Here is a 26,953-nt window from a genome sequence, read left to right on the forward strand (position 1 = left end):
GCACCTACGACGACGGCGGCGGCGTCGCGATGCGAAGGGCGAACTTGGAGTACAAGGCCGCGATGCTCTGCGGGGACTCGGTGCCGTCGAGGCCGTACCAGCGCGTCACGTCGATGCTCAAGGAGTGGATCGCGCGGAGCACGCCGTCGATGTCGGCCGCGTCGAAGGTGTTGTCCTTCGCCCCCTCCTCCACGACGTTGCGGAAGATGGCCTCGATTTGGTGGCGCAACTCGACGATCTCGGCGAAGTGCTCCTCGGTCAGCACGGCGAGGTCGTGCTGGCACGCGCGACCGACAGTGTGGTAGCGGGCATGCCACTCGACGTAGATCGACACCAGCCTCTGCAGCCGTTCGGTCGGCGTGCCGTCACCTGGATCAGCGTTGAGGCAGGCCAGCGTGTCGATGTGTCCCGAGCGGGTGATCTCGAAGAACACCGCTTCCTTGGAATCGAACATCGTGTAGAGCGACCCCGCGCTGAGCTTGGCCCCCGCGCTGATGTCCCTCGTCCGCGTGCCGTAGAAGCCGTTGCGCGCGAAGCACAGCACGGCGGACCCGAGCAGCCTGCGGGCCGCGTCGGACAGCTTGGGATCCCAGAAGTCGGGATCGGGGGCCACGTAGCGCGCAGGGCCTGTCTGATCGTTCCAGACTCGTGTTGCCATGAGTATTCCTTCCTGGTTCTCGTGTCTCTGCAGACGCACGAGACTACCGGGAATGTTCGTGGCCCATTCTATCACAACTGAGCGCTCACTCACGTCCCGGATGAGCGATGGCCAGCAATTGACTGAGCGCTTGCTTACCGGGCATGTACGTGTTACTACTGACGAGATGTCACACTTCCGGGTCGTCCGACCCGGCCACCAGACCAACCGCAAGAGGGAGACCGACATGGGACGACTCGACGGCACCGTGGCCTTCGTGACCGGAGCAGCACGTGGACAGGGACGCAGTCACGCCGTACGTCTAGCCGAGGAGGGCGCCGACATTTTCGCGATCGACATCTGCGCGCCTGTGTCGTCGGGTTTCGCTCCGCCGGCCAGGCCCGAGGATCTCGAGGAGACCGCCAGCCTCGTGGCGTCGCTCGGGCGCCGCGTCGTGACGAGGGTAGCCGACGTTCGTGACCGAGACCGACTGGCGCAGGTGCTGCGGGAGGGGGTGGCGGAGCTCGGTCGACTCGACATCGTCTGCGCCAACGCCGGAATCGTGTCCTACGCCAAGACGCACGAGCTGACGCCTGACGAGTGGCACCAGACGCTCGACATCAACCTCACGGGTGTCTGGAACACCTGTCGCGCGGCAATCCCGATCCTGCTCGAGCAGGGCCACGGCGGCTCGATCATCATCACCAGCTCGTCTGCCGGTCTGAAGCCGCTCGAGAACATGGGCCACTACGCGGCGACCAAGCACGGCGTCCTAGGTCTCATGAAGACGATGGCGCTGGAGCTCGGCCCCAGCAACATCCGAGTCAACACGGTCAACCCAGGTGGAGTGAACACGGCCATGATCCACAACGAGGGGACGTACCAGCTCTTCGCAGGTGACCTCGACTCCGTCTCGAAGAAAGAGTTCGAAGAACGCCTCGCACCACTCACGGTGCTGCCGATCTCGTGGGTCGAGCCTGCCGACGTCTCGAACGCGGTGCTGTTCCTCGCCTCCGACGAGGCCCGCTACATCACCGGCGTCTCGCTGCCCGTCGACGGCGGACAGGTCCTGAAGTAGCAGGTCAGCTCGCCGAGATCCCCACGAGATCGGCGAGCTGCCTTCGGTGTGCACCGGGACCACCCAACGCGAGCTGGTCCGCCTTCGCCCTCTTGAGGTAGAGGTGAGCCGGGTGCTCCCACGTCATGCCGATACCGCCGTGCAGCTGTACCGCCTCCTCCGCCGCGGCGACGGCCTGGTCGCTGCAGTAGGACTGAGCAACTCCACAAGCGACGCTGAGATCGTCGCTCTTTGCCGCGAGGCTTGCGGCAGCGTAGCGCGCAGCCGCAGCCGCGGATTCAACGCCGGTGTAGACGTCGGCGAGTCTGTGCTTGAGAGCTTGGAACCCTCCGACAGCCCGGCCGAACTGGCGGCGGTCCTTGACGTAGGCGACCGTGGCCTCGAGGCACCACTGCGCGATACCCAGCTGCTCGGATGCGAGCAGAGCGCATCCAGCTTCCAGGCCGCGTCGCACCGCCGTCTCGGCATCGAGCAGCATCAGCTCACCCGCCACCCCCGAGAAGCACACATCAGCAAGCTGGCGGGTCATGTCAAGAGACACGATCGGCGTGACCTGCACCTCCTCTGAACTCACGGCGTACAGCGCAACGCCCTCATCCGTGGCAACCGGCACCAGGAGGACATCTGCCTCTACGGCTCCTGCGACACTGGTCATCGTCCCAGTCAGAAGGCCACGATCGACAGCGATAGACGGAAGATCGTCGAAAGGCGCAGTTGACCACGGCAGCGTGAGCGCCACGACCGTCTCTCCTGCTGCGAGGGACCTGACAAGCGTCGAGTCAGTATCGAGAAGCGTCGTGGCCGCGATCACTGAACTTGTCAAGAATGGCACGGGCGCGACCGCCCGACCGAGCTCCTCCAGCACAACCGCGGCTTCGCGTGCAGTCGCCCCGGCGCCACCACGGTCCTCGGACACGATCAAGCCCGCTAAGCCCAGCTCGGTGGCAAGCCCGTGCCACAAGGGTGCGACCGGGGATCGGTCACCGTCGTACAGGGCTGCGACAGCGTGAGGATCACATCGCTGGGCGAGCAGACGGCGCACCACGGCGCGCAGGTCGTCCTCGACATCGGTGTACAGCAGGTCCAGGTCTGACGGTTCGCTCACTTGGCAAGCTCCTTCCACGGGGAAACCTTGTCGACACGTGGCTCGGAAGGCAGTCCCAGCACGCGTTCAGAGATGATGTTCCGAAGGACCTCCGAGGTGCCCCCTTCGATCGAGTTGCCTTTGGCGCGCAGGTAGCGGTATCCCGCGTCCCGTCCGGTGAGCTCCACTTCTTCGGGACGGACCAACGTCCAGTCCGAGTAGCGCAGACCGTCTTCGCCGAGAATCTCCAGCTCGAGCCCAGTGAGACGCTGGTTCGTCCGCGCGAAGGAGAGCTTCATAGCCGCTCCCTCGGGGCCCGGCCGCCCGTGAGTCGACTTCTGCTGCAGCCGCATACCGCTGAGGCGAGACACCTCTGCATCGACCCACAACTCCATCAGCCGGTCGTGCAGGTCCGGCGCGCGGCGATCGGGACACCTCCGCCACGTGGCTGCCACCACACCGATCATGCCGGTCTCACGGGCCGCGCCCTGGCCACCGATGTGCACACGTTCGTTGGCAAGCGTCGCGGTCGCGATCTTCCAGCCGTCGCCCACGGCGCCCAGTCGACGGCTGTCAGGGATGCGCACGTCGGTCAAGAAGACCTCGTTGAACTCAGCCTCTCCCGTGATCTGCCGCAACGGCCTCACGTCAATCCCCGGATCTGTCATGTCGCACAAGAAGTAGGTCATGCCCTGGTGCTTAGGTACGTCGGCGTCTGTCCGCGCAAGAAGAATCGCGAACTGAGCGTTGTGAGCCCTGGACGTCCACACCTTCTGTCCCGTGACACGCCACTCGTCGCCGTCACGAGACGCGCGCGTGGAGACATTGGCCAGGTCCGAACCGGCTCCGGGTTCGCTGAAAAGCTGGCACCAGATCTCTTCACCGGTCCACAGCGGTCGCAGGAACCTGCGCTTCTGCTCGTCGGTCCCGAACGTCAGGATCGTCGGTGCCGCCATGCCAAGACCGATGTCGTTGACCTCGGGCCGGTTGGAGGGCGAGCCCGCCTCTTCGAAGATCCGATCGACCTCTGACTGCCATGCCAACGGCAAGCCCCATCCGCCACACCCTTCGGGATAGCCGACCCAGGCGAGCCCGGCGTCGAACCGGGCGCGGAGGAACGTCGCCGAGTCCTGTCCGTCGTGGTCGTCGAGGAAGTCGGCCGCCCGTCGGCAGAGCTCCGCGAGGTCGGTCGGGCGGTCGTCGGCGGCGCTGGACCGGTGACGTGGACGGGTGACAACTGGTGACATGCGTACGTGCTCCTTCAATGTGTCCTCCCTCGTCGGCTGCAGCGGCTACATCGGTCCGAAGACCTCGAGGACCGTCCCATCGGGATCGGTGAAACACACGCAGGCGTGGCCCTCCAACGGCCCCTCGGTCGCGTCGAACTCGACGATCGGCGTCAAGAGCTCCACACCGTTCGCGACGAGAAAATCGGCGGACTTCTGGACGCTCTCGACCGTGAAGCAGATCCGGCGTAGTCCCACGTGGAGCACGCTCGGGTGCACCGAGCCGAAGCTGGCGGGGTTGACCGACTCGATCAGGTCCAGGAACGTCTGGTCCTCACCTTCGCCCCACCCCAGGAGCGCGTATCGGATCTTGACGTCCTCGGGCTCAACCCCGGTGCCGTCCAGGCCGAACGAGATGGCGCGGGTGCTAAGACCTTCGCCGTCGTAGGGGCCATCGATCAGGCTCGCCCCGAGCACCTCGGTGTACCACTTGATCGCGCGATCCATGTCGCGCGTGATGATGTTGACGTGGAAGATCGAGGTGATTCCTGCGTTGGACATCTGGAGTTCCTTTCTCGGGCCCGAGAGGCCTAGTGAGCTTTCTTGATGTGGTAGCCGGCGTCGACTGGGAAGGGGACTCCGGTGATGTAGCGGGAGGCGTCCGAGGCCAGGAAGAGGACGGCTTCGCTGATGTCGTCCGACTCGACCCATGGCACCGGCATGGCATGCAGCTGGACGTACGCCGAGTCGGCGCTCGCGGCGTCCTCCCTGGTCGGGTCCTCCTGGTGGGGCATGAACAGCTTGCGGACGAACTCGTTGTCGATCATCGGCGTGTCGACGTTGGTCGGCAGCACCGAGTTGACCCGGATGAGCTCGGGTCCGAACTCCAGGGCGAACGACGCCATCAGCGAGTTCACGCCGGCCTTCGCGGCGCTGTAGTGCGCGATGTTGGGCGGCGGGATGACCGACGCCACCGAGCTCGTCAGGATGATCGACCCCCCGCGGCCGCCAGCCTGCAGGTGAGGCACGGACGCCTTCACGGTGCGCCACACACCCGAGAGGTTGATGTCGATGACCTCGAGAAATGCCTCCTCGGTGAGCTCGGCGGTCGACCCGATCGAGCAGATGCCGGCGTTGGCGACGACCACGTCCAACCTGCCCAGCTCGGCGACCCCCTCGGCGACCACGGCGCTGACCTGCTCCAAGTTCCTGACGTCAGCCTTGCGGAGCACGGCCCGGCGCCCGAGCTTCTCAATCAGCCGACCGGTCTCGTCGAGGTCGTCCTCGGTGGCCAGCGAATAGCGGGGCGAGGTCGCGTCCTCGCAGACGTCTAGACCGACGATGTCGGCACCCGCCTCGGCCAGCTTGAGCGCGTGGCTGCGTCCCTGACCACGGGCCACACCCGTGATGAAAGCAACTCTTCCGTCCAAAGATCCCATTTATCAACTTCCTTTTGTGAGGTGATGTGGCTCCCCGGCACTGGGGACAGCTCCATCGGTGGAGGTGAGAGAGGCGCCGACGTCTCGAGACCTGAACACCGAGCCAAATGCGAGGTATCGCAGCGTCGAGGCGAGCACCAGCGCACTGGCCTGCACGAAGTACTGCACCGAGCTCGGGCCACCCAGGGCGCGAGTCAATTGGTCCAGCTGTGACAAGAACAGGGCGGCCGCAGCGGTGGCAATGAGGCTGCCTCGACCGCCGGAGAGGGGCGTGCCCCCGATCACCACTGCCGCAACGGTCAACAGCAGATACGGCTTCCCCAAGTCGGCCGTCGCCACTCCGGTGTAGCCGGCCAGCAGAACCCCCGCAAACCCAGCGAACACAGCAGAGAACACGTACGCCCCGACTTGGTACTGCGTCACCTGGATTCCGGCGGCTCTTGCGGACCAAGGGCTTGAACCGACCAAGACGAACCTTCGCCCCGCGACGCTGTTCAGGAGCACGGAAGCCAGGAGGAGGACAAGCGCCACCGTGATGATGACGATGGACGGCACGCCCAGGAGCTTGGCGCGGGTGAAGTCCGTCATGGTCGACGAGACCGACACAGCTGAGCCGCCCGCATAGGTGAACGCTCCACCGACGAGCAAGGAGTTGACAGCCAAAGTGGTGATGATCGGCGTCACCGAGAGCTTGGTGATGATCACACCATTGAAGGCTCCGATCAGCACTGCCACGCCCAAAGCCGCGATGGCCGAGACCAGCACCGTGTGCTCGTCGTCGAGCTTTGCCATGGTGAGGGCACAGATCGCCATCGTCCCCGGCACCGACAGGTCAAGGCCCCTCTGCTGGATGACGAGGGTCTGCCCGATCGATGCCAAAGTCAGCACTCCAGCAAAGGGAAGCAGAGAGGCCAAGGTGTCTGGCCGCAGCGTTCCCGGAGCCGCCACGGCACTGACGACGAAGACTCCGACCAGCCCGAGCCAGATCCAGCCGAACTCACCGACGCGAATCCGAGAAGGCTTTCTTTCGTCGGCTCTGACACCTGGTGTTTCCTCGACGGCGGTCATCGGGGCAACGCCAGCTGACGACTCTTGCTGTAGGCGGCTGCCCCGAGAAGCATCATCCCACCGAGCAGGTATGAGCTCCAGGCCTCACTGAGGTTGAGGATGCCGGTCACAGTGTCGATCTGTCCGATGAGCAGAGCCGCGAGCAAGGCTCCGACAAAGGAGGCACGCCCGCCGAAGACACTTGCTCCACCGATGACAACTGCGGCAACGCTCCCGATCGTGTAGGAGATGCCCGCTGCTGGGTCCCCTGACCCGACCTGGGCCAGTAGTGGGATGGCTGCAAGCGCCGCGAACAGGGAACATCCGACGTACACCATGATGTGGAAGCGTCGAGGCTTCACTCCCGCCACGCGTGCGGCCTCCGGGTTGGATCCCAGGCCCCTCAGGGCTATGCCGACACGGGATCGGAAGAGCACCAGCTCCAAAGCCACCCCGATGACGACCGCAGCGACGAAGACGACCGGGACCGCGCCGAACTGCGAGCTGATCGGATCGGTGATGGCCGAAGAAATCACCCCGTCAGGAGTTGGCCTGAGCGTAAGGGACAGGCCTTGAAGGGCCGTGAACGTCACAAGAGTCGCGATCATCGGTTGCAGGGCCACGACATCGATTAACAGCCAGTTGAGCAATCCGACCGCAATGGCCACACCGAAGAGCAAGATCCACCCAAACGCCTGAGTAAGAGGTGTCGCGTTGTCGACCAGGTAGAACGACTCGATGACCACAAGACTGCCCATGAGTGGCCCGACCGACAAGTCGATGCCACCAATGGTCATCGCCAGCTGCTGCCCATACGCAACCAGTGCGAGCGTTGCGGTCAGGGAGAGAAGCACGCTGATACTGCGGCTGCTGAGGTAGAAGCTGCTCGCGAGGCTGGCCCACACTCCCAGTGCGACGACCGCTGTTGCGACACTGACGGGTGAGGCCCACGAGCCCGCGAGCCACGTTACGAGCGGAGATGCTCGCTCGGGCTTGACTCGCTCGGCGGTCGAGGTGACAACAGCACTCGTGATGTTGCGTTCGGAGACGTCGTCTCCGCTCAGCTGGGCCACGATCGTGCCGCGCGAAAAGACGATCACACGATCGCACAAGCCTGCCAGTTCGGCCGCGTCAGCCGAGACAACCAGCACAGCAGTCCCGGTGGCAGCAGACTCTCTGATCAGCTCATAGATCTCCAACCGCGCACCGACGTCCACGCCCTGCGAAGGCTCGTCGGCCAGGAGGACTCGCGGTCGAGTTGCCAGGACACTTGCAAGCACGACCTTCTGCTGATTGCCCCCTGACAATGAGCTGATCGGCGTGTGCATCGACGGTGTCTTGATACGAAATGACGAAATCGCTTGCTGCGCTGCGGCATCCTCATCAGACCGTCGCAGGAAACCCCACGAAGCGTGCGATCCCAGCGATCGCATGTTCACGTTCTCTCGCACGGACAGGGTGTCCACGATTCCCTCGTGGTGCCGATCGCCCGGCACGTAAGCAACGCCGGCATCACTAGCGCGGGCGGCGGACCGAATCGAGATCGAATCTCGTCCGACTTTGACAACACCGCGGCTCCGGTTGAGGCCCGCCAATGACCGTATGAACTCGCGCTGACCGTTGCCGTCGATCCCAGCGAGCCCGACGACTTCACCCTGCCTGAGGGTCATGGAGATGTCGGAGAATCCCGCACCGCTCAAGTTCTCGACCTTCAGGACGTCTCCCCTACGTCCCTCCAGGGGCGGTTTAACCGGAAAAGCACTCGCGACCGAACGACCCACGATCAAATTGACGATCTTCGACTCATCCAGATCTTCGGTCGCGTGGGTCCCCTGCGCCTGTCCGTCTCTCAGGACAGTGATGCGGTCTGCGATCTGTCGGACCTCATGGACGCGATGGGAGATATAGACCACCGCGCACCCCGATTCCTTCAACGACCGAATGCGCACAAACAGTCGCTGGACATCCTCGGTTGAGAGATGCTCCGTGGGCTCGTCGAGGACCAGAACCGTTGGACCCTGCGCGAGCGCCTTGCTGATCTCGACGACGAACTTCTCCTCCGGCACGAGCGTGTCGACTCGAGTGGCGGGATCGATCAGAATGTTCTCGTCCCAGGACGTCAAGCATCCCCGCGCCCATTCGCTCATCGTTCGGCTGCTCGGCCTGTGGGATTTCGACACTCCGAGATAGAGGTTCTCGCCGACAGTGAGATCCGGCATCAGCGCAGGATCTTGCCTCACGATGGCCAGACCTCGCCGCCGCGCCTCCTCTGGGCTGGCCTCGATCAAGGGCTGGCCGTTGATCGAGACCCGTCCGGCGTCCGGCGCCAGAGAACCAGCGGCAATAGCCATCAAGGTCGACTTGCCGGCACCGTTCTCGCCAACCAGCCCCAGCACCTCGCCGGGACGCACCTCGAGGCTTACGTCCCTCAAGGCACGGACGCCGCCAAAGCTCTTGCTGACACCCTCGATCCTCAACCCGCCAATGCTCCAGGTCTGCTCCAGCTCGGCGAGAACTTCTGTCTGGCTCATCGAATTCCCTCCGTGGGGTTTCGCATGCTCGTGTGGGTCTTGGTTATTTGAAGATGGTGTTGAGTTGGGTGGTGGTGAGTCCGGCGGCGAGGTCTGCGTCGGGTGGGAGGTTGGGGTCGCAGGGTGGTGTCTTGCCGGCGGCGGTGTCGGTGAAGGGCGGGAGCTTGAATGTCTGGTCCGCGTTGTACTTCTTTCCCGTGGCTGCGGCTACTCCCTGACGTAGGGCGATCTCGCCCATCCAGGTCCCGCCGTCCAGGGTGAAGACTGGGACGTCGATCTTGTCGTCGGCAAGCTCCTTCCACGCGCAACCGAACTGGTTGTCGGTGGACAGGGTCGAGATCGGGGGGATCGGCTTGCCTGCCAGCTTGAAGGCCTCGATCGCGCCGCGGGCGGTCACCCCGTAGTCAGTGATGACCGCGTCGATGTTCGAGGACTGGGCGATCAGGCCTGCCATGGCCTGCTGTGCTCCCGCGGCGGTCCAGCTCGTCGTGACCGGGGTGTCGGTCAGCAGCTTGAGGTCGGGGAAGTCCTTCAGCGACTCCTTGACACCATCGAGCATGGCCTTGGACGAGGCTGCTCCGGGAATCCCGCCCAGGAACACCACGTTGCCCTTCTTCACGTTCTGGCCGAGCTTGGTCGCCATGTCACTGCCAGCAAGGCGGCCGTCCAAGATCGTCTGGGCGGTGAAGTCCCTGCCCGGCGTTCCTCCGATAGCGGAGTTGTAGATGATGACCTTCACGCCAGCCTTCTGCGCCGAGCGGATCGCCGGAAGCTCGGCTGCACCGAAGTCCGCCTGCACGAGCAACACGTCCACCCCCTGGGCGACCTGGCTGTTGATCTGACTGATCGCCCGCTGCTGGTCACCGCCAGCACTGGTGAACAAGACCTCGCCATCGATGGACTTGCACTGCTTGGCCGCCTCATCAACCTGGTAGTGCAGCGTCTTCATCCAGGAATTGACCGCCTGCGCCACGGCCAGACCCACCTTGACCTTCTTGTCACCACACCAGCTGTCCAACGGCTGGGCCGGAGTCTGCTGACCCTCGTCGATGTCGAAGCTGACCACCGTCGCCTTGCCATCTGAACTCGCCGAAGCACCAGAACCATCCGAGGAGTCAGACGTGGTCGACGCACACGCCGACAACACCATCGCCCCCAGCAACAACACCGCAACAGCACCAGTCTTAGCGCGCACCGAACACACCTTCCGATCAGATCCATCAACCACAACGACCCCGAACCAGCCACCCCACCCGGACCCCACACCCGCAAGTGTGATCACGCCCACATTTGGTGACTGAGCGCTCACTTTATGAGCGGGCGCTCAACAAGTCAAGACGTGCCGCACTCCTGCGCGTGATCCATGCCGCCGCAACTCGCCAGTGGACCAGGAGTGCCTGCACGCACTCAGACGCGAACTGCCCCGCACCTCAGGCGGGGCACCTTCGGGGCGAGGCAGATCGATCAAGCGACGCGCCAGGCTGTGACCGCGAAGGCCGACCTCATGGACGTCGAGCGCGGCCGACCAGCTATAAACCAGTGCGCGCAGCGACACCCGTCCTAAATTTTTCGATCACGGCCAGCTCGGCGGCGGCTGTGGCAGCAGCTCGGCTCGAGTGGGGCGCAACCCGTCGAAGATGATGGCCTGGTACCGACGCCACAGATCCGGGTCCGCATCAGGATGGCAGCCTGCGATGTGAACGGGCGCGCAGATCAAGAGGAAGACGTCGGTGCCAGTGATCTCGGCCCGGACGACCCCCGCCGCACGAGCCCGGTCGACGAGTGCACTGACGGCCTCGTGGAGGTCGTTGCGCAGCTCGGTCACTCTGGAGTCGTCGTCGGCTCGCAGGAAGGTGAGGTCCTGCTGCTTGATCCCGTGGGCGGCTTCAGTAAGGAAGTCCGACAGCGCGGCCTCCGGGTCGGCCGACGTGAGCAACCGTCGGGCCACCACCGTGAGCTCCGCGAAGTGGTTGCCGACGATCGCGGCGATCAGCTCCTCCTTCGAGGCGAAGTGACTGAACACCGTCGCCTTCGCCACACCCGCCCGGTCTGCGATGTCCGCGATCGAGGCATCGATGCCGCGCGCAGCGAACTCCTCTTCGGCCGCAGCCAGGAGGAGCTCTCGATTACGGGCTGCGTCAGCGCGGAGCGGGCGAGCCGATGAGATCACAGTTCCTAATGTACCAACGTGACCGACCGGGCAACTTGATCAACCGGTCAACTTCGTCTACGCTCGGCGAATCAACCTGATCGGTCGATCAAGTTAGATCGCACGGCCAATTCCAACAAGAGGGACTCACCATGAATCTTGACGGCGCGACAGCCCTGGTCACCGGGACGAACAGGGGCTTGGGCCACCATTTCGCGGCGGAGCTGCTCAAGCGAGGCGCAAAGGTGTACGCGACCGCCCGCCGCCCCGAGCTCGTCGACCTGCCAGGTGCTGAGGTGCTCCGGCTGGACATCACCGATCCGGCGTCCGTCTCGGCGGCGGCGACAACTGCAACCGATGTCGATTTGCTGATCAACAATGCGGCGTTCACCGGGGGCGGCAACTTCATCGGTGGAGATCTCGACTCGATCCGCGCGGCGATGGATTCCAACTACTACGGCACGCTCGCCATGATCCGTGCGTTCGCTCCTGTCCTGGCCCGCAACGGCGGTGGCGCCATTCTCAACGTGCTGTCGGCGGTGGCGTGGATGACCTTCGACGGCAATACTGCTTACGCGGCGGCGAAGTCCGCGCAGTGGGGGCTGACCAACGGGGTTCGTGTCGAGCTGGCCGGCCAGAACACGCTGGTCAGTGCGCTGGTTCCGGGGCTCATCGACACCGAGACCCTGCGCGCCTACGCGAGCGGATCCGGGGTCGTGTTGCCCGAGCATCGGCTCAACGACCCGGCCGATCTTGTCCGTCGAGCTCTGGACGGAATCGCCGCTGGGGAGATCGAGATCCTCGACGAGTCCGCTGTCGAGGCAAAGGCTCGTCTGGCCGGGCCACCGACCCAGTTCGATCTGACCGCCGCCGGCGCCAAGGCCGACCTGTAGTCGGTCGCGATCATCGCGGCCTTCCCCGCGTGATCACCCACCCGTGACCACGTCGGCCGATTACTCACATCAACCATGTCAGGAGCTCTCCGTGATTCGCTTCTTCTCCCTCATCCCTCGCCGGCCCGATATCGAACGTCAGCGCTTCCACGACCACCTGCGCCACCCGCACGGCACCATGGGCCGCCAGATCCCGGGCATGCTCACCTACGTCCAAGCGCACCAGTTCGACACCGACCGCCTTGGCCCAGGCCAGGACGAGTTCGACGCCGTCTCCATGCCCTCGTTCGACTCCGCTAAGGACGCCGACGCGTTGGTCGACGAGCCCTTATTCGTCGAGAATATCCGCCCCGATGAGCCGTTGTTCCAAGACCTGACGAGGGTCGTCTTCTTCATCACTGAGGAGGAAGTCATCACCTCGCGGCCCGCCATTGGCGCCAGCGACGCGGTCGATCGGCAGTGGGACGTACTGGAGCGGCCGACCAGCATCCAACTGCTGCAGTTCGTGCGCCTCGACGGCAATCACGACTGGGCCGGCGCGGACGACGCCGAGCTCGGCCGACGGATCGGTGCCCTGCGCCACGCAGTGAACCGGCCAAGCACTGAGGTGTACAGCGACAGCGCCGCACCCTTCCTCGGCGCCCGCCAGCTGTGGTGGCCGACCCTGACGGCGTTCCAGGACGGCGTGGACGCCGATCGGGCAGCCTTCGACGAGCTCATCGCCCAGGCCGGTCACGCCATCACCATGCTGACAGTCTCGGAACGGTTCTTGCGCTGAGCTGACCTAGCGGCAGCCGGAGGTAGCCGCACGAGCCCCGGCCCGGGCTCGTGCGGCCTGTCAGCGCCAGTCGAGCGATCGTCTACGAGTCGACCTTTGCCTGCGCATCATCGGGCTTACCCGATGAAGACATGGAAGCTCTGGCCGGCGTGATGGACGTCGGAGCCGTCGCAGCAGCTGGCCGTGTGGAACCTCGGCGAAACCGGCGACCTCCGAGCGCCGCCGCGAGTAGCGCCCGCGGCACAGCCACGTCACCACCGTGGAATATGGGGGCCCCGGTCATGGCTGCGAGCAGTGATGACCGCGGATCATTTCGTGCAGTAGCTGTAACCTCCCCCACGGTGGCCAAGATCATCTCAAGATCAGACAGATGCGGGCCGGTTGGATGCAATGAGCACCACGCAAAGCGAAGAGGCTCCGTTCCCCGCTGCCATGGCAAGGAGGAACGGAGCCTCTGTCGTGCGGTGACGGTGGGATTTGAACCCACGGTAGGCGTGAACCTACACAACATTTCGAGTGTTGCACCTTCGGCCGCTCGGACACGTCACCGCGAGAAACCATACCCGAGCCTCTCCGAAGCGCCGAACCCGCGTCCTGCGCGATGATGGGCAGGTGCAGTCCACGACCTTGCGGCAGCTGACCGAACGCGCCGAAGGCCTCGTCGTGCCGGGCCGGCGCAGCGTCCTCGGCGTCTGCGGAGCACCTGGGGTCGGCAAGTCGTCGCTGGCCGCCACGCTCGTCAAGCGTCTGCGGGCGCGCGGCGTCGAGGCCGTGCAGGTGCCGATGGACGGCTTCCACCTCGCGGACGCCGCGCTGGTCGAGCGCGGGCTGCTGGATCGCAAGGGCGCGATCGAGACGTTCGACGGGCACGGGTACGTCGCCCTGCTGCACAGGCTCCGCGACGAGCTCGATCACGACGTCCTCGCGCCGTCGTTCGAGCGCGAGCTCGAGCAGCCGCTGGCCGGCGCGATCACCATCCCGCCCTCGACGACGCTCGTGGTGACCGAGGGCAACTACCTGCTCGACGACGCGGCGCCGTGGCCCGTTGCCCGCGCGCTGATGGACGAGGTGTGGTTCGTCGACCTCGATGACGGACGTCGGCGCTCACGCCTGGTCGACCGCCACGTCAAGCACGGCAAGCCCCGCGACGAGGCCCAGGCGTGGGTCGACACGGTCGACGAGCCCAACGCTCAGCGCGTCATCGCTCGCCGGGAGCAGGCTGATCTGCTCGTCCCGGCGTGACCCACGGGTCGACGTCGATGCCGAACACCCACCGTCGCCCCGGCCACTCCGACAGCGACCACAGCTGACGGCGCTGCGGCCAGTGCGCGACGTCCTCGGGCCCGGTCGGCAGGACGCCGCGGTGCCGGTGGAGGTGGCCGGGTCGCCCGACCCAGAGGTCGCCGGCGCGTCCCTCGCCGGCGCTGGCCGTCACGGCCCAGGTGCCGCCGACGAGCGTCGCGCCCTGCATGCGTGGCTGCCCGTCGTGCAGCTCGAGGGCCGCGCTGCGCCCGCGCTCGTCGCCGCGGAGCAGCTGGGTGTCGCGGTCGAGCGGGAATCGGACGAGTCGATGGGTCGGGCTGTCCTTCGTGCCGTACTCACCGGCCACGAGGCTGTCGGCCTCGGTGCCGCGGTCGAGCGACAGGAACGAGTACGTCAACGGCTCGTGGTCGGTGTCCTGCTCGGCGGCATAGGTCGACGTCTGCGGCAGGACGTAGCGGTAGCCGCGGGCGCGCACCCGGTTGCGCACGTGGGTGATGTCGTCGAGCCGGAACACCCGGATGCCGGCCCCGCTGCCCGCCACGAAGAGGTGGTCGCCGTACCAGACGATGCCGCCGGCGTGCACCCTCACCGGACGCAGCAGGTGCAGCGGCCCGACCCTGACGGGCTCGACGAGCAGCACGTGCCGGTAGACGGGCGCGGCCCCGTCGATGTCGACGACGACCGTGATGCGCGAACCGAGCAGGCGCCGCCCGAACCGTCCGTGCGCGTACCAGCTCGTCAGCAGGACGTCGCGGCCCTCGAACGTGCCGGCACCGGTGTCGTGCCCGTAGGCGTCGGCGGACGTCGTGATGCCCTGCGGCCACCAGCGGTCGGTGGCGGCGTCGTGGTCGTCCCACGTGAAACCCTCGGCAACGGCCTCGCCCGGCACGTCGACACGGCGCGCGACCCGGTTGGTGTCGGCGACGACAGCACGCAGCCCCACGCGTCGGAACCCGCGCCCCAGGTCACGGGGCGGGTCGGCCAGCGCGAGCCGGAAGCGGGAGGCGAGGTCGGCAGGCACGAACCCACCCTAGGTCGGCCCTCGAGCACCCGCGATCCGTGACGCCCACGGCGTCACGGATCGGGGATGACGCCGCAGGCGTCACAGAGTTGGGGGGACGGGCAGGGACGGATCAGGCCCGCGGGCCCTCCGCGATGGAGCGGAAGGTCTCGCTGAACAGGTCGAACTCGTCGTCGCGCGAGCGTCCCGTGCCGGCACCCTTCAGCAGGCTCGCCAGCTCAGCCGTGGCGCGGTCGATGCGCTGCTCGAGCGCCTGGGCACCCTCGGCGCCCCAGTCGTGCGTCGACGCGAACACGCCGGTCGGCACCACCAGCGCCTGCATGTACGCGAACAGCGGCCGCAGCGTGTGCTCGATCGCGAGCGAGTGCCGGGCCGTGCCCGCCGTCGCGGCGAGCAGCACGGGCTTGCCGATCACGGCGTCGGTCTCCATGACGTCGAAGAACGACTTGAACAGCCCCGGATAGGACGCCTTGTAGATCGGCGTCGCGACGATCAGGCCGTCCGCGGCGGCGACCTTGTCGAGGGCGTCCTGCAGCCGCGGCGAGGCGAAGCCCGTGAGCGTCGCGTCGACGACGTCGTGCGCCAGCTCGCGCAGTGCGACGATCTCGACCGAGACGTCGCCGGTCTGCCGACCCAGTGACTCGACCAGGCGGTCGGTCAGCAGGCGCGTGCTCGACGTCTCGCTGAGGCCGGCGGTGATCGCGACGACGGTGGTCATGCCTTGCTCGTCTCGACAGGCTCGACGGGCGAGGCGAGCTTGGCGTCGCGGGCGGCGACGCGGTTGGCGTGCGTGGGCGCGTCCGGGACTCCTGCCGGACGACGCGCGTCGAACTCGGCGCGCAACGTCGGCAGGATCTCGCCCAGCAGGTCGAGCTGCTCGAGGACGGTCTTGAGCGGCAGACCGGCGTGGTCGACGAGGAACATCTGGCGCTGGTAGTCGCCGAAGTAGTCGGCGAACGCCAGCGTCTTCTCGATGACCTCCTGCGGGCTGCCGACGACGAGCGGCGTCTGGGCCTGGAAGTCCTCGAGCGACGGCCCGTGCCCGTAGACCGGGGCGTTGTCGAAGTACGGCCTGAACTCGTTGATCGCGTCCTGGCTGTTCTTGCGCATGAAGAACTGACCGCCGAGGCCGACGATCGCCTGCTCCGGCGTGCCGTGCCCGTAGTGCTCGTAGCGCTGCCGGTAGAAGTTGATCAGCCGGATGTAGTGCTCCTTGGGCCAGAAGATGTTGTTCGCGAAGTAGCCGTCGCCGTAGTACGCGGCGATCTCGGCGACCTCGGGCGTGCGGATCGAGCCGTGCCAGACGAACGGCGAGACGCCGTCGAGCGGGCGAGGGATGGACGTGAAGCTCTGCAGCGGCGTGCGGAACTTGCCCTCCCAGTTGACGACGTCCTCGTCCCAGAGACGGCGCAGCAGCTGGTAGTTCTCGATCGTCAGCTCGACGCCCTTGGACGGGTCCTTGCCGAACCACGGGTAGACCTGGCCGGTGTTGCCGCGACCGAGCACGAGGTCAGCGCGGCCGCCCGAGAGGTGCTGCAGCGTGGCGTAGTCCTCGGCCATCTTGATCGGGTCGTTGGTCGTGATGTGCGCGATCGACGTCGAGAGGATGATGCGCTCGGTCTGCGCGGCGATGAACGCGTGAAGCGTGCTGATCGCGCCCGGGACGAAGCCGGAGTCGTGGTGCTCGCCGACGGCGAAGACGTCGCCGCCGATGTCCTCGACCTTCTTGGCGATCGTGACGAGCGCCTGGAGCTTCTCGTGCTCGGTGGGGATCGAGCCGTCGGTCGGGTCGACCGTCAGGTCGCCGACGCTGAAGATGCCGAACTGCATGCTGCTCATACGAGTCTCCTTGCCCAGGCCCGGTGACGAGTCCACCGAGGCTTGTTCAACTTTCAACTAGTTTAGCAGTTCCTCTATTCCCCGCTCACTCGACGTGCGGCTGCCCCGTGGACGCGCTCGTGCCGCCGTCGACCGTCAGGGTCGCACCGGTGATGTACGCCGCGTCGTCGCTGGCGAGGAACAGCACGGCCGGCGCGACGTCCTCGGGGCGGCCGGGGCGCCCCAGGGCGATGCGGTTGGTGAACTTCGCGATCAGCTCGTCGTCCTCGGTCATCGACTCGGTGATCGGCGTGATGGTGAACGCGGGCGCGACGGAGTTGAGCCGCACGCCGCGGCCGCCGTAGTCGAGCGCGAGCGACTCGATGAAGTTGCGCACCGCGGCCTTGCTCGCGTTGTAGAGCGACTGGCCCCAGTCGCCGCGCATCGCCGACACCGACGAGACCCCCACGAGGTTGCCGCCGACTCGCTCCAGCTCGGGCAGCGCGCTGAGCGCCAGGTGGACGAAGCCGTCGATGTTGGTCGTGCGGATGCGCTCCCAGTGCTCGCCCGCGGTCTCGGTGAACTCGCCGCTCGTGAACGCGGCAGCGTTGTTCACCACGACGTCGAGCTGTCCGAAGCGCTCGACGACTGCCGCCACGAGCCCCTTCGCGTCGGCCGCGTCGCCGACGTCCGAGACGACCGTCAGCGTGCGGTCGTCGGGCTGGCCCTCGAAGGCCTCGCGCAGCTTGTCCTCGCGGCGGCCCGAGATTGCGACGTTGGCGCCGTTGGCGAGGAAGGCCAGGGCGATCGCCCTGCCGATGCCGGTGCCTCCCCCGGTGACGAGGACGGTCTTGCCGGCGAAGCCGTAGGAGTTGTGAGTCATGCCCGGTTCAACGAGCCGCGGCCGCCGAGCATTCCGGGCGCACCGCCGTCCCAACGTCATCACGTCCGCTGCGTCGCAGGTACTGAAGTGATGACGTCCCGCCAGACCGGCCCGGACGTCATCACATCAGTACCTGGGTCGCCGCATCGGTGATGACGTTCGCGCGACGAGTCAGAGGACGTGCTTCTGCCAGCCGGCCTCGCGGCCGATCTCCCGGAACCCCATCTGCTCGTTGACGTCGAGCATCGGACGGTTCTCCTCGGCGTTCCACGTGACCACGGCCTCGACCGATGGGAACGTCGCCACGAGCTGCTCGGCGTTGACCCTCTTCAGCAGCATGCCCAGACGGCGTCCGCGGTGGTCGGTGAGCACCAGCGTGTCCTCCTGCACCGCGACGGCACCACCCTCGGACACGACGATCTCGGTGAACCCGGCCAGCACCCCCGACGGCACGTGCTCGACGGCTGCCGTCAGCATCGTGCGGCTGCTCGACGCGATGCGCTCGTCGTGCTCGTGGACCCGGCCTGCGTCCCACGGGTCGGGCAACATCACCATCCCCGCCGACGGGGCATCCGTGCTCATGCGGGTGCGCAGCGCGGCGAGCTCGTCGATCCATTGGTCGAGGGTCGGCCCGGCCCAGGTCAGCAAGCGGTAGTCGTCCGGGACGCCTGCCGCTGCCAGATCGCGCAGCCGGTCGGCGTCGAGCAGGCTGATGCGGGTCACCTGCTCCAGCGCGTAGCCGTGCGCCCGCAGGAACCGGACGCCCGGATCGTCCGCAGGCAGGTCACCGAACCCCGTCGGGGGCTCGACGCGCTCGCCGCCGTCACGCACCGAGTGGGCGACGGCCACCTTGAGCACCGGTGCACCGAGCTCGACCGCAAGCGCCTCGGCGGCCGCGAGCAGGGCCGTCCCGATGCCGCGGCGACGTCGGGCGGGCGTCACGTCGACCATCAGGTAGGCGCCGGCCTCGGGGGTCAGCGGACGCGTGGTGATCATCGCGCGCCCGACCATGACGTCACCGTGGCGCGCCACCAGGTGCCGGCGAGTGCGGCTGGCGGTGCTGACGTACTCCGAGAGCATCTCGTGCAGGCCCATCGCCAGCAGGTCGGTACCCAGCGTGTGCCTCTCGACGTCGTTGCTCAGCGTCGCGTACTCGGCGAAGTCGTCACCACCGGGAGCGTCCAGGGCATCTGGCATGACCAGCTCGTCGATCGTGAGGCTCATGCGTCGAGACGCTACGTCACGATCTGGCGCAGGGCTCGGTCGGACGCCACCAGGCCGCCGCGGTCGAAGGTCGACGTCGAGGCCATCAGCTCGTCGGCGCCGGTGCGCTCGGCGAGGTCGTCGAGACGTCTTGCGACGGTGGCCGGCGATCCGGCGACGGCGCGGTCGAGCGACGTCTCGACGCGCTTGGTCAGCTGGCTGCTCCACGGCTGGGCACGGATCGACGAGACAGGCTCGAGCGGCGGGAACTCGCCGGTCTGCCGCGAGCGGGCCATCGCCCACGCCTCGGGCAGGGCGAGCTCACGGGCGGACGCGTCGTCGTCCGCGACGAACACGTCGAGCGAGACCGTCACGTACGGCTCGGGCACGAGCTCGCTGGGACGGAAGCCGCGACGGTAGGCGGCGATGGCCTCGGCGCCGTCGGCGGTCCACAGCACCGGGCCACCGACGACGACCGGCAGGCCGAGCCTGGCGGCGATCTCGAGGCCGCGCCCGGTCGCCAGCAGCGACATCGGCACCGGCGCCTCGGCGACGGGGTGGGCGGTGACGGCGGCGTCCCCGTGCAGCAGGTCTCGCAGCTCGTCGACGTCCGCCTCGAAGGTGTCGGTCGCGTCGAGGTCGGCGCGCAGGGCCTCGCGGACGGGCGCGGTGAAGCCGACCGACCGGCCCACGCCGAGGTCGACCCGACCCGGGTAGAGCGCCTCGAGCATCAAGAACTGCTCGGCGACGACGAGCGGCTGGTGGTTGGGCAGCATGACCCCGCCCGACCCGAGCCGGATGGTCGACGTGCGAGCGCCGATCGCGGCGAGCAGCACGGGCGGCGAGCCGCTCGCGATGCCCGGGACGGCGTGGTGCTCGGCGACCCAGAACCGCTCGTACCCGAGGCGCTCTGCCTGCTCGGCCCGCTCGATCGAGCCCGTCAGCCCCTCGGCCTCGGGACGTCCCATCCGCGTCCGCGACCGGTCGAGCAACGAGAGCCTCATGCCCGGGTCAACCCGTCGGCGGCACCGCCTGTTCCCACAGCCAATCCCCCGATGTGTGACGCCCACGGCGTCACCGGACGTCCGAGACGCCGTGGGCGTCACAGATTGCGGTGGGCGGCGAAGAAGGCGCGCAGCAGCTCGGACGACTCGGCGGCCCGGACGCCGCTGACGACCTCGGGCCGGTGGTTGAGCCGGCGGTCGCGGACGACGTCCCACAGCGAGCCGACCGCGCCGGCCTTGTCGTCGAACGGCCCGAAGACCAGCCGGTCGATGCGGGACGCCACGATCGCCCCGGCGCACATCGTGCAGGGCTCGAGCGTCACGACCAGCGTGCACCCGTGCAGCCGCCACTCCCCCATGGCCGTCGCGGCCTCGCGGATGGCGACGATCTCGGCGTGACCGGTGGGATCGCCGTCGCGCTCGCGGGTGTTGCGCCCGCGACCGATCACATCGCCGGCGGCATCGACCACCACGGCACCCACCGGCACGTCGCCGTCGGCCGCGGCCTGGCGGGCGAGGTCGAGCGCCTCGCCCATCCACTCGTCGCGGCTCACCCGAGGACGGCCTCGAGCTCGCCCCCGAAGCCGAGACGCTCGGCCACGTCGAACAGGACGTCGTCGGGGTAGAGGTCGTCGTCGTCGCACAACGCCACGAGGTCGGACGCCGTGACCCCGAGGTCGCTCAGGATCTCGAGGTCGCCGACGGGCTCCGCGTCCTCGGCAGCCCCGGCTCCCGCCGCGAGGTCGAGCAGATCGGCGACGCCATCGGCCAGCGGCCAGTCGTCGACCGCCGTGACGTCCGACAGCATGACCCGCAGCTGCGTGCCCGAGCGCCGCACGATGACGAAGAAGTCGTCGTTCATCGACACCAGGCCGAGCACCCCCACGTCCGACGGGAACCGTCCGAGCGCGTCGCGGAGGTCGTCGACGTCCTCGCCCAGCCGCGGATCAAGCTCGACGACCTGCCAGCGTCCCTCGTCGTGGTAGGCGGCAACGGCGAAGTCGACGTCGTCCTCGGCCATGTCGTGCCTCTCGTGAGGGAAGGTCTCGCAAGACAGCGGCACCTTCTGCGATGGTGACAGACCCGCCCTCGCCGCGGCTAGTCGCGAGCCGCGGCGCACTAGTCTGGGCGCATGCAGGTTCATGTCGCCGACCACCCGCTCATCTCGCACAAGCTGACGCTGCTGCGCGACGAGTCCACCGACTCCCCGACGTTCCGGCGCCTGGCCGACGAGCTCGTGACCTTGCTGGCCTACGAGGCGACGCGCGAGGTGCGCGTCGAGGCCGTCGACGTCAAGACGCCTGTCGCGATGGCGCGGGGCGTGAAGCTGAGCGATCCCCGTCCGCTCGTCGTGCCGATCCTGCGCGCGGGCCTCGGGATGCTCGAGGGCATGCAGCGCCTCCTGCCGACGGCCGAGGTCGGCTTCCTCGGCATGGTGCGCAACGAGGAGACCTTCGACCCCGTCACGTACGCCGAGCGCCTGCCCGACGACCTCACCGGACGACAGTGCTACGTCCTCGACCCCATGCTCGCGACCGGTGGCTCGCTGGCGGCGGCGATCCACTTCCTGGTCAAGCGCGGGGCCGACCACATCACGGCCGTCACGCTGCTGGCCGCGCCCGAGGGCGTCGCGCGCATCGAGGCCGAGCTCGAGACCATCGGCGTCCCGGTCACGCTGGTGACCGCGGGCCTCGACGAGAAGCTCAACGAGCTGGGCTACATCGTGCCGGGCCTGGGCGACGCCGGCGACCGCCTCTACGGCGTCGTCGGCTGAGCGCTCCCACCCCTCCGGTGCGGTGGATCCTCCACCGAATAGACCCGATTCCGGCCTCAGACGGTGGCGTGTCCACCGTGCATCGCTCGGGACCGGGCCCCGTCCACCTCAGAGCGCCTTGAGGATGTCCTCGACCCGCTCCTTGGCGTCGCCGAACAGCATCTGCGAGTTCTCGCGGAAGAACAGCGGGTTCTGCACGCCGGCGTAGCCCGTGGCCATCGACCGCTTGAAGATCACCACGTCGTGGGCCTCCCACACCGTCAGCACCGGCATGCCGGCGATCGGCGAGGACGGGTCCTCGGTCGCGGCCGGGTTGACGGTGTCGTTGGCACCGATGACCAGGACGACCGAGGTGTCCTTGAAGTCGTCGTTGATCTCGTCCATCTCGAGGACGATGTCGTAGGGCACCTTGGCCTCGGCGAGCAGGACGTTCATGTGCCCGGGCAGGCGTCCGGCGACGGGGTGGATGCCGAAGCGCACCTCGACCCCGCGCTCGCGCAGCTTGCGGACCAGGTCGGCCACCGGGTACTGCGCCTGCGCGACGGCCATGCCGTAACCCGGCGTGATGATGACGCTGGAGGCGTTCTTGAGCAGCTCGGCGGTGTCCTCGGCGTTGATCTCGCGGTGCTCGCCGTAGTCCTTGTCGTCCGCGGGTCCGGCCTCGATGCCGAAGCCGCCGGCGATGACCGAGATGAACGAGCGGTTCATCGCCTGGCACATGACGTACGACAGGTACGCACCCGACGAGCCGACCAGTGCACCCGTGACGATCAGCGCGTCGTTGTCGAGCAGGAAGCCCGACGCCGCCGCGGCCCAGCCGGAGTACGAGTTGAGCATCGACACGACGACGGGCATGTCGCCGCCGCCGATCGACGCCACGAGGTGCCAGCCGAGCGCCAGCGCGACGAGCGTGACGAGCACCAGCAGCCACAGGGCGGGGCTGATCACGAACCAGACCGTCAGGGCCACGAAGGCGACGAGCGCGCCGAGGTTGATGTAGTTCTTGCCCGGCAACATCAGCGGGCTGCTCTTGATGCGGGCCGACAGCTTGAGGAAGGCCACGATCGAGCCGGTGAACGTGACGGCCCCGATGAAGACCCCGACGAACACCTCGGCGTTGTGGATGTCCTCGAGCGAGTCGAGGGTGAACGGCTGGTGCTGGAGGTAGCCGTTCCAGCCCACCAGCACCGCCGCCAGACCCACGAACGAGTGCAGCAGCGCGATGAGCTCGGGCATGCCGGTCATCTCGACGACGCGCGCACGCCACAGGCCGATCGCGGCGCCGATGACGACGGCGATCAGCAGCAGCACGACCGCGGTCGTGTCGGCGAGGTCGGCGATCAGCACGAAGGTCGCGACGAGCGCGATCGTCATGCCCGAGATGCCGAACAGCACGCCCTGGGAGGCGGTCTCGTGCTTGGACAGCCCCGCGAGGGACAGGATGAACAGCAGGGACGCGACGATGTACGCGGCGGTGGCGATGCTTGCGGAATCCATGATCAGCCCTTACTTCGAGAACATGCTGAGCATGCGGCGGGTCACGGCGAATCCGCCGAAGACGTTGATGGACGCGAGCAGGATCGCGACGAACGCGAGCACCCGGATGACGGTGTCGTTCTCGGTGCCCTCGGTGCCGATCTGCAGCATCGCGCCGACGACGATGATGCCGCTGATGGCGTTGGTCACCGACATGAGCGGCGTGTGCAGTGCGTGGTGCACCTTGCCGATGACGTAGTAGCCGATGACGATCGCCAGCGTCAGCACCGTGAAGTGCTCGGGCAGGGGCTCGGGCGCGTAGGCGTTGACAAGGAACAAGGCGAGGATGCCGAGACCGACCAGGCCGAGCTTGGCCCGCTGCGTCATGACGGCCTTGGGCGGCTTGGGCTCCGCGGGAGCGGCAGCCGGCGCGGCAGCCGGGGCCGCCGAGACCTGCACGGGCGGCGGAGGCCACGTGGTCTCGCCGTCGCGGACGACCGTGATGGTGCGCTGCACGACGTCGTCGAAGTCGAGGACCAGCTGGCCGTCCTTGGCCGGCGTCAGCAGCTTCAACAGGTTGACGAGGTTGGTGCCGTAGAGCTGCGAGGCCTGCGTGGGCAGACGTCCCGCCAGGTCGGTGTAGCCCAGGATCGTGACGCCGTTGGGCGTCACGACCGCCTCGCCGGGCCGTGAGCCGACGACGTTGCCGCCGTTGGCCGCGGCCATGTCGACGATGACGCTGCCGGCCTTCATCGACGCGACATCGGCTTCGGTGATGAGCACCGGCGCCGCGCGGCCGGGGATGAGGGCCGTCGTGATGATGATGTCGACGTCGGCGGCCTGCTCGGAGTAGATCTCGGCGGCGCGCTCGTTGTAGGCATCGGTCGTGGCCTTCGCGTAGCCGTCGGTCGACTGCTCGGTCTCGACCTCGACCTTCAGGTACTCGCCGCCGAGCGACTTGACCTGGTCGGCGACCTCGGCCCGCGGATCGGTGGCGCGGACGATCGCGCCGAGGCTGTTGGCGGTGCCGATCGCGGCCAGGCCCGCCACGCCGACGCCTGCGACGAGCACCTTGGCCGGCGGCACCTTGCCGGCTGCGGTGATCTGCCCGGTGAAGAAGCGTCCGAAGACGTTGGCGGCCTCGACGACGGCGCGGTAGCCGGCGATGTTGGCCATCGAGCTGAGGACGTCCATCGACTGCGCCCGCGAGATGCGCGGCACGGCGTCCATCGCGAGCACCGTGATGGGACGCGACGCCAGCTGCTCGACCAGATCGGGGTTGAGCGCGGGGCTGATGAGGCTGACGAGCGTCGCCCCGTCGGCGAGCAGGCCGATCTCGTCGGTCGAGGGCGCGTTGACCTTGAGGACGACGTCGCTGCCCCACGTCTCGGCGGTGCCGCGGATCGTGGCACCCGCCTCGGTGTAGGCGGCGTCGGTGAACGACGCCTTCTCGCCAGCGCCCGACTCGACGACGACCTCGTAGCCGAGTCCGATCAGCTTGCCGACCGTCTCGGGCGTGGCCGCGACGCGCGTCTCGCCCTGGACCGACTCACTGACTACTCCGACGACACTCATTCGGCGAACGTTATCCGTTCGTAACCCGGACGACCACCTGGTGAGACCCGCGTCTCACCAGGTGGCATCCAGGTGGCTACCGGTGGGCCACCTCTGTCCCTACGTCCGTGGCGTGACCCGCACCTTGACGTTCTTGGTGTGGTGGTGCCCGCGGGCGTCGACGTACATCACGGTGAAGCCGTGGCGGCCGGTGGACAGCCGGGCCGTGGGGACCTTCAGCTCCAGCCGCCCGCCGGTGTGGACGCGGCCGTGGGCCACGACCTTGCCGCGAGCGTTGCGGACGACGACGGCCGACGTCGGCTTGCCGCCCTGGAGGGTGACCACGGCGTGGCGACCGACGAGGACGGCGGCGGTGACGTGCACCGTGCTGACGGTGGGCGCGGGCACGTGGACCTCCTGCGGCGCGGCGGCCGGGGTCCGGGCCGACGACGCCGGTGCGGCATCGGCTGACGTCGCCACCGGGTCCTGGTGGGGCATCGTCTGGCTGGCACCGGGACGCTTCGGCATGGCCAGCGTCGAGGCGGCCAGCTGGGCCTCGTAGTTGGCCTCGCGATTCGCCGCGAGGAACTCCTCATCCGTCGGCGCCTCGAGGGCCTCGTTCCGGAAGGCACCCGCGAGGTCGTCGAAGGTGTCGCGACGCCACGACGTGATGTCGCTGAAGACCGCCGGCTGCTTGGCGGCCAGCGACCTCGTGGGCGTGCCGAGGTCGAGACCGCCGGCGGCCGTGATGGCCTCGATGAGCTGCAGCGGCGAGGTGTGGTCGGCGACCTGGGAGTAGACGTGGCCGCCGACCGTCCACGGCGAGATGATGAGGCACGGCACCCGGAAGCCCGCGCCGGCCGGCAGGCCACCGCCCGGCGTGCCGCGCGGCGACGGCACGCTGACGTACTCCTCGGGGTGCAGGTCGGGATCCGGGATCGGCGGCGGCACGTGATCGAAGAAGCCGTCGTTCTCGTCGTAGTTGATGATGAAGACCGTCGAGCTCCAGAGCTCCTCGTTGGCGGCCAGCGCCTCGAGCTTGGACGCCAGGAAGTACGCGCCCGCGGCCGGCGTGTTGGGCGGGTGCTCGTCGGAGGCGTAGGGGCCGTCCGGGAAGAGCCAGGTCACGTCGGCGAGGGTGCCGTTGGCGCAGTCCTCCTCGAAGGCGAGGTACGGCGTGTGCGCCGCGGTCGGGTGCAACGGGTCGCCGGCGCCGTTCGGGGTGCCGTTGCCGAAGAGCGAGCCGTTGGTCATCAGCCGGTTGTAGAGCTCGTCGTCGACGCGACCCTTGACCGCGAGGTTCGCCCACCAGGTGAAGTAGTTGTAGGAGCCGGAGCTGGTGTAGGTCTTCACGGTGTAGCCGGCGTCGTGGAGCACCTCGGCGGCCGACGTCCACTGCAGGGCGTTGGGCTTGACGGTCTCCAGGATCGGACCCCCCTTCGTGCCCTGAGGGTCGTTGGTGCCCGACATCCACACCGCGCGGTTCGGGTACGTGGGACCCATCACCGAGCAGTGGTAGTTGTCCAGCAACGTGAACTTCTCGGCCAGCGCCCAGTGGAACGGGATGTCCCGCTGCTTCATGTAGCCCATCGTGTAGGAGCCCTTCAGCGCTCCGTCCGCGGCGACGTGGGTGTGCAACCACCCGTCCATCGCGCCCTTGTTCCACGAGGCGTGCTGGTCGCGCCAGTCGTGCGACAGCGACGGGACCGCCGCCGCCGCCGTGTTGGCGGTGTCCATGTGGAACGGCTCCAGGTAGCCGAGCGGGTTCGACGGATCGGGCTGCTGGAAGACCGAGTTGCCGTTCGCGAGGGTCATGGCCGTCGGGTCGTCGAATCCGCGGACGCCGGGGAAGGTCCCGAAGTAGTGGTCGAACGACCGGTTCTCCTGCATCACGTAGACCACGTGCTTGATCTGCGACAGGTCGAACGACGCGGGCTCGGCCGCCTCGGCGGCGGCCATCAGATTCTTGGGCAGCAGCCCCGACATGCCGGCCATCCCGGCGACCGCGGCGGCGCCCATGATCACCGTGCGGCGCGAGACGTGCGCGTCGGGCTGGCTGTTGCCGGTCTGGGCGTTGCTGGTGTCGGACATGTCT

The 26,953-nt window shown here is 67.6% G+C and carries 25 protein-coding genes and 1 tRNA gene; 5 read left to right on the forward strand and 21 right to left on the reverse strand.

The window, feature by feature from the left end:
- Positions 1-4: 4 nt before the first annotated feature.
- On the reverse strand, positions 5-658 hold the full coding sequence (locus DX116_RS04740) for a TetR/AcrR family transcriptional regulator (RefSeq protein WP_158591895.1): 654 nt from the start codon (positions 656-658) through the stop codon (positions 5-7).
- A 52-nt stretch (positions 659-710) separates the two neighbouring features.
- Between DX116_RS04740 and DX116_RS04745 the strand changes: the two genes are divergently transcribed.
- A complete protein-coding gene (locus DX116_RS04745) occupies positions 711-1,715 on the forward strand; it encodes a mycofactocin-coupled SDR family oxidoreductase (RefSeq protein ID WP_233556567.1) in 1,005 nt (334 codons plus the stop codon).
- Between the two features lie 4 nt (positions 1,716-1,719).
- On the opposite strand, the gene DX116_RS04750 is transcribed toward DX116_RS04745, so the two are convergent.
- From DX116_RS04750 to DX116_RS04785, 8 genes are all read right to left on the reverse strand, one after another.
- Entirely contained in the window at positions 1,720-2,820 is a 1,101-nt protein-coding gene (locus DX116_RS04750) for an acyl-CoA dehydrogenase family protein (RefSeq protein WP_119703022.1), read from the reverse strand.
- Entirely contained in the window at positions 2,817-4,046 is a 1,230-nt protein-coding gene (locus DX116_RS04755; protein ID WP_119703023.1) for an acyl-CoA dehydrogenase family protein, read from the reverse strand. The genes DX116_RS04750 and DX116_RS04755 overlap by 4 nt, the downstream gene beginning before the upstream one ends.
- Positions 4,047-4,091: 45 nt before the next feature.
- Positions 4,092-4,586, reverse strand: a complete 495-nt coding sequence (locus DX116_RS04760; RefSeq protein ID WP_158591896.1) for a VOC family protein — start codon at positions 4,584-4,586, stop codon at positions 4,092-4,094.
- Between the two features lie 29 nt (positions 4,587-4,615).
- The gene (locus tag DX116_RS04765) at positions 4,616-5,464 is read right to left on the reverse strand and encodes a mycofactocin-coupled SDR family oxidoreductase (protein WP_119703025.1); all 849 of its coding nucleotides are present in this window, start codon (positions 5,462-5,464) and stop codon (positions 4,616-4,618) included.
- Positions 5,465-5,467: 3 nt separating this feature from the next.
- A complete protein-coding gene (locus DX116_RS04770) occupies positions 5,468-6,532 on the reverse strand; it encodes an ABC transporter permease (RefSeq protein WP_119703026.1) in 1,065 nt (354 codons plus the stop codon).
- Entirely contained in the window at positions 6,529-9,042 is a 2,514-nt protein-coding gene (locus DX116_RS04775) for an ATP-binding cassette domain-containing protein (RefSeq protein WP_119703027.1), read from the reverse strand. Before DX116_RS04775 ends, DX116_RS04770 begins: the two co-directional genes overlap by 4 nt.
- A 43-nt stretch (positions 9,043-9,085) precedes the next feature.
- Positions 9,086-10,237 carry a substrate-binding domain-containing protein gene (locus tag DX116_RS04780; RefSeq protein ID WP_147393580.1) on the reverse strand — a complete coding sequence of 384 codons (1,152 nt, stop codon included), beginning with the start codon at positions 10,235-10,237 and terminating at the stop codon, positions 9,086-9,088.
- Positions 10,238-10,615: 378 nt separating this feature from the next.
- A complete protein-coding gene (locus tag DX116_RS04785) occupies positions 10,616-11,212 on the reverse strand; it encodes a TetR/AcrR family transcriptional regulator (RefSeq protein WP_119703029.1) in 597 nt (198 codons plus the stop codon).
- Between the two features lie 131 nt (positions 11,213-11,343).
- On the opposite strand from DX116_RS04785, the gene DX116_RS04790 reads away from it, so the two are divergent.
- Positions 11,344-12,084: an SDR family NAD(P)-dependent oxidoreductase gene (locus tag DX116_RS04790; protein WP_119703030.1), complete on the forward strand. Its 741-nt coding sequence runs from the start codon at positions 11,344-11,346 to the stop codon at positions 12,082-12,084.
- Between the two features lie 91 nt (positions 12,085-12,175).
- Complete coding sequence (locus DX116_RS04795; RefSeq protein ID WP_158591897.1) at positions 12,176-12,862, forward strand: EthD domain-containing protein; 687 nt, start codon at positions 12,176-12,178, stop codon at positions 12,860-12,862.
- A 462-nt stretch (positions 12,863-13,324) separates the two neighbouring features.
- On the opposite strand, the gene DX116_RS04800 is transcribed toward DX116_RS04795, so the two are convergent.
- A tRNA-Ser gene (locus DX116_RS04800) sits at positions 13,325-13,411 on the reverse strand.
- A 63-nt stretch (positions 13,412-13,474) separates the two neighbouring features.
- Between DX116_RS04800 and DX116_RS04805 the strand changes: the two genes are divergently transcribed.
- Complete coding sequence (locus tag DX116_RS04805) at positions 13,475-14,104, forward strand: nucleoside/nucleotide kinase family protein (RefSeq protein ID WP_119703032.1); 630 nt, start codon at positions 13,475-13,477, stop codon at positions 14,102-14,104.
- On the opposite strand, the gene DX116_RS04810 is transcribed toward DX116_RS04805, so the two are convergent.
- The 8 genes from DX116_RS04810 to DX116_RS04845 form a co-directional block, all read right to left on the reverse strand.
- The gene (locus DX116_RS04810; RefSeq protein WP_119703033.1) at positions 14,061-15,146 is read right to left on the reverse strand and encodes a hypothetical protein; all 1,086 of its coding nucleotides are present in this window, start codon (positions 15,144-15,146) and stop codon (positions 14,061-14,063) included. The genes DX116_RS04805 and DX116_RS04810 overlap by 44 nt on opposite strands.
- Positions 15,147-15,258: 112 nt before the next feature.
- On the reverse strand, positions 15,259-15,864 hold the full coding sequence (locus tag DX116_RS04815; protein ID WP_119703034.1) for a CE1759 family FMN reductase: 606 nt from the start codon (positions 15,862-15,864) through the stop codon (positions 15,259-15,261).
- The gene (locus DX116_RS04820; protein WP_456047841.1) at positions 15,861-16,985 is read right to left on the reverse strand and encodes an LLM class flavin-dependent oxidoreductase; all 1,125 of its coding nucleotides are present in this window, start codon (positions 16,983-16,985) and stop codon (positions 15,861-15,863) included. The genes DX116_RS04815 and DX116_RS04820 overlap by 4 nt, the downstream gene beginning before the upstream one ends.
- Positions 16,986-17,070: 85 nt before the next feature.
- Positions 17,071-17,847: an SDR family NAD(P)-dependent oxidoreductase gene (locus DX116_RS04825; protein ID WP_119703035.1), complete on the reverse strand. Its 777-nt coding sequence runs from the start codon at positions 17,845-17,847 to the stop codon at positions 17,071-17,073.
- A 171-nt stretch (positions 17,848-18,018) separates the two neighbouring features.
- The gene (locus DX116_RS04830; protein WP_119703036.1) at positions 18,019-19,071 is read right to left on the reverse strand and encodes a GNAT family N-acetyltransferase; all 1,053 of its coding nucleotides are present in this window, start codon (positions 19,069-19,071) and stop codon (positions 18,019-18,021) included.
- 11 nt (positions 19,072-19,082) lie between these two features.
- On the reverse strand, positions 19,083-20,054 hold the full coding sequence (locus DX116_RS04835) for an LLM class flavin-dependent oxidoreductase (protein ID WP_119703037.1): 972 nt from the start codon (positions 20,052-20,054) through the stop codon (positions 19,083-19,085).
- Between the two features lie 98 nt (positions 20,055-20,152).
- Complete coding sequence (gene tadA / locus DX116_RS04840; protein ID WP_378018823.1) at positions 20,153-20,608, reverse strand: tRNA adenosine(34) deaminase TadA; 456 nt, start codon at positions 20,606-20,608, stop codon at positions 20,153-20,155.
- The gene (locus DX116_RS04845; RefSeq protein WP_119703038.1) at positions 20,605-21,075 is read right to left on the reverse strand and encodes a tRNA adenosine deaminase-associated protein; all 471 of its coding nucleotides are present in this window, start codon (positions 21,073-21,075) and stop codon (positions 20,605-20,607) included. The genes tadA and DX116_RS04845 overlap by 4 nt, the downstream gene beginning before the upstream one ends.
- A 111-nt stretch (positions 21,076-21,186) precedes the next feature.
- On the opposite strand from DX116_RS04845, the gene upp reads away from it, so the two are divergent.
- Positions 21,187-21,828, forward strand: coding sequence for a uracil phosphoribosyltransferase (upp, locus tag DX116_RS04850; RefSeq protein ID WP_119703039.1), 642 nt, complete (start codon positions 21,187-21,189; stop codon positions 21,826-21,828).
- A 108-nt stretch (positions 21,829-21,936) separates the two neighbouring features.
- Here upp and pntB read toward each other — a convergent pair whose 3' ends face one another.
- The 3 genes from pntB to DX116_RS04865 form a co-directional block, all read right to left on the reverse strand.
- A complete protein-coding gene (gene pntB, locus DX116_RS04855; RefSeq protein WP_119703040.1) occupies positions 21,937-23,325 on the reverse strand; it encodes a Re/Si-specific NAD(P)(+) transhydrogenase subunit beta in 1,389 nt (462 codons plus the stop codon).
- 9 nt (positions 23,326-23,334) lie between these two features.
- Complete coding sequence (locus tag DX116_RS04860) at positions 23,335-24,879, reverse strand: Re/Si-specific NAD(P)(+) transhydrogenase subunit alpha (RefSeq protein ID WP_119703041.1); 1,545 nt, start codon at positions 24,877-24,879, stop codon at positions 23,335-23,337.
- Between the two features lie 99 nt (positions 24,880-24,978).
- Positions 24,979-26,949 carry a phospholipase C gene (locus DX116_RS04865; RefSeq protein ID WP_119704130.1) on the reverse strand — a complete coding sequence of 657 codons (1,971 nt, stop codon included), beginning with the start codon at positions 26,947-26,949 and terminating at the stop codon, positions 24,979-24,981.
- Between the last annotated feature and the right edge of the window lie 4 nt (positions 26,950-26,953).

This window comes from Aeromicrobium endophyticum (assembly GCF_003586285.1).
GTDB lineage: Bacteria > Actinomycetota > Actinomycetes > Propionibacteriales > Nocardioidaceae > Aeromicrobium > Aeromicrobium endophyticum.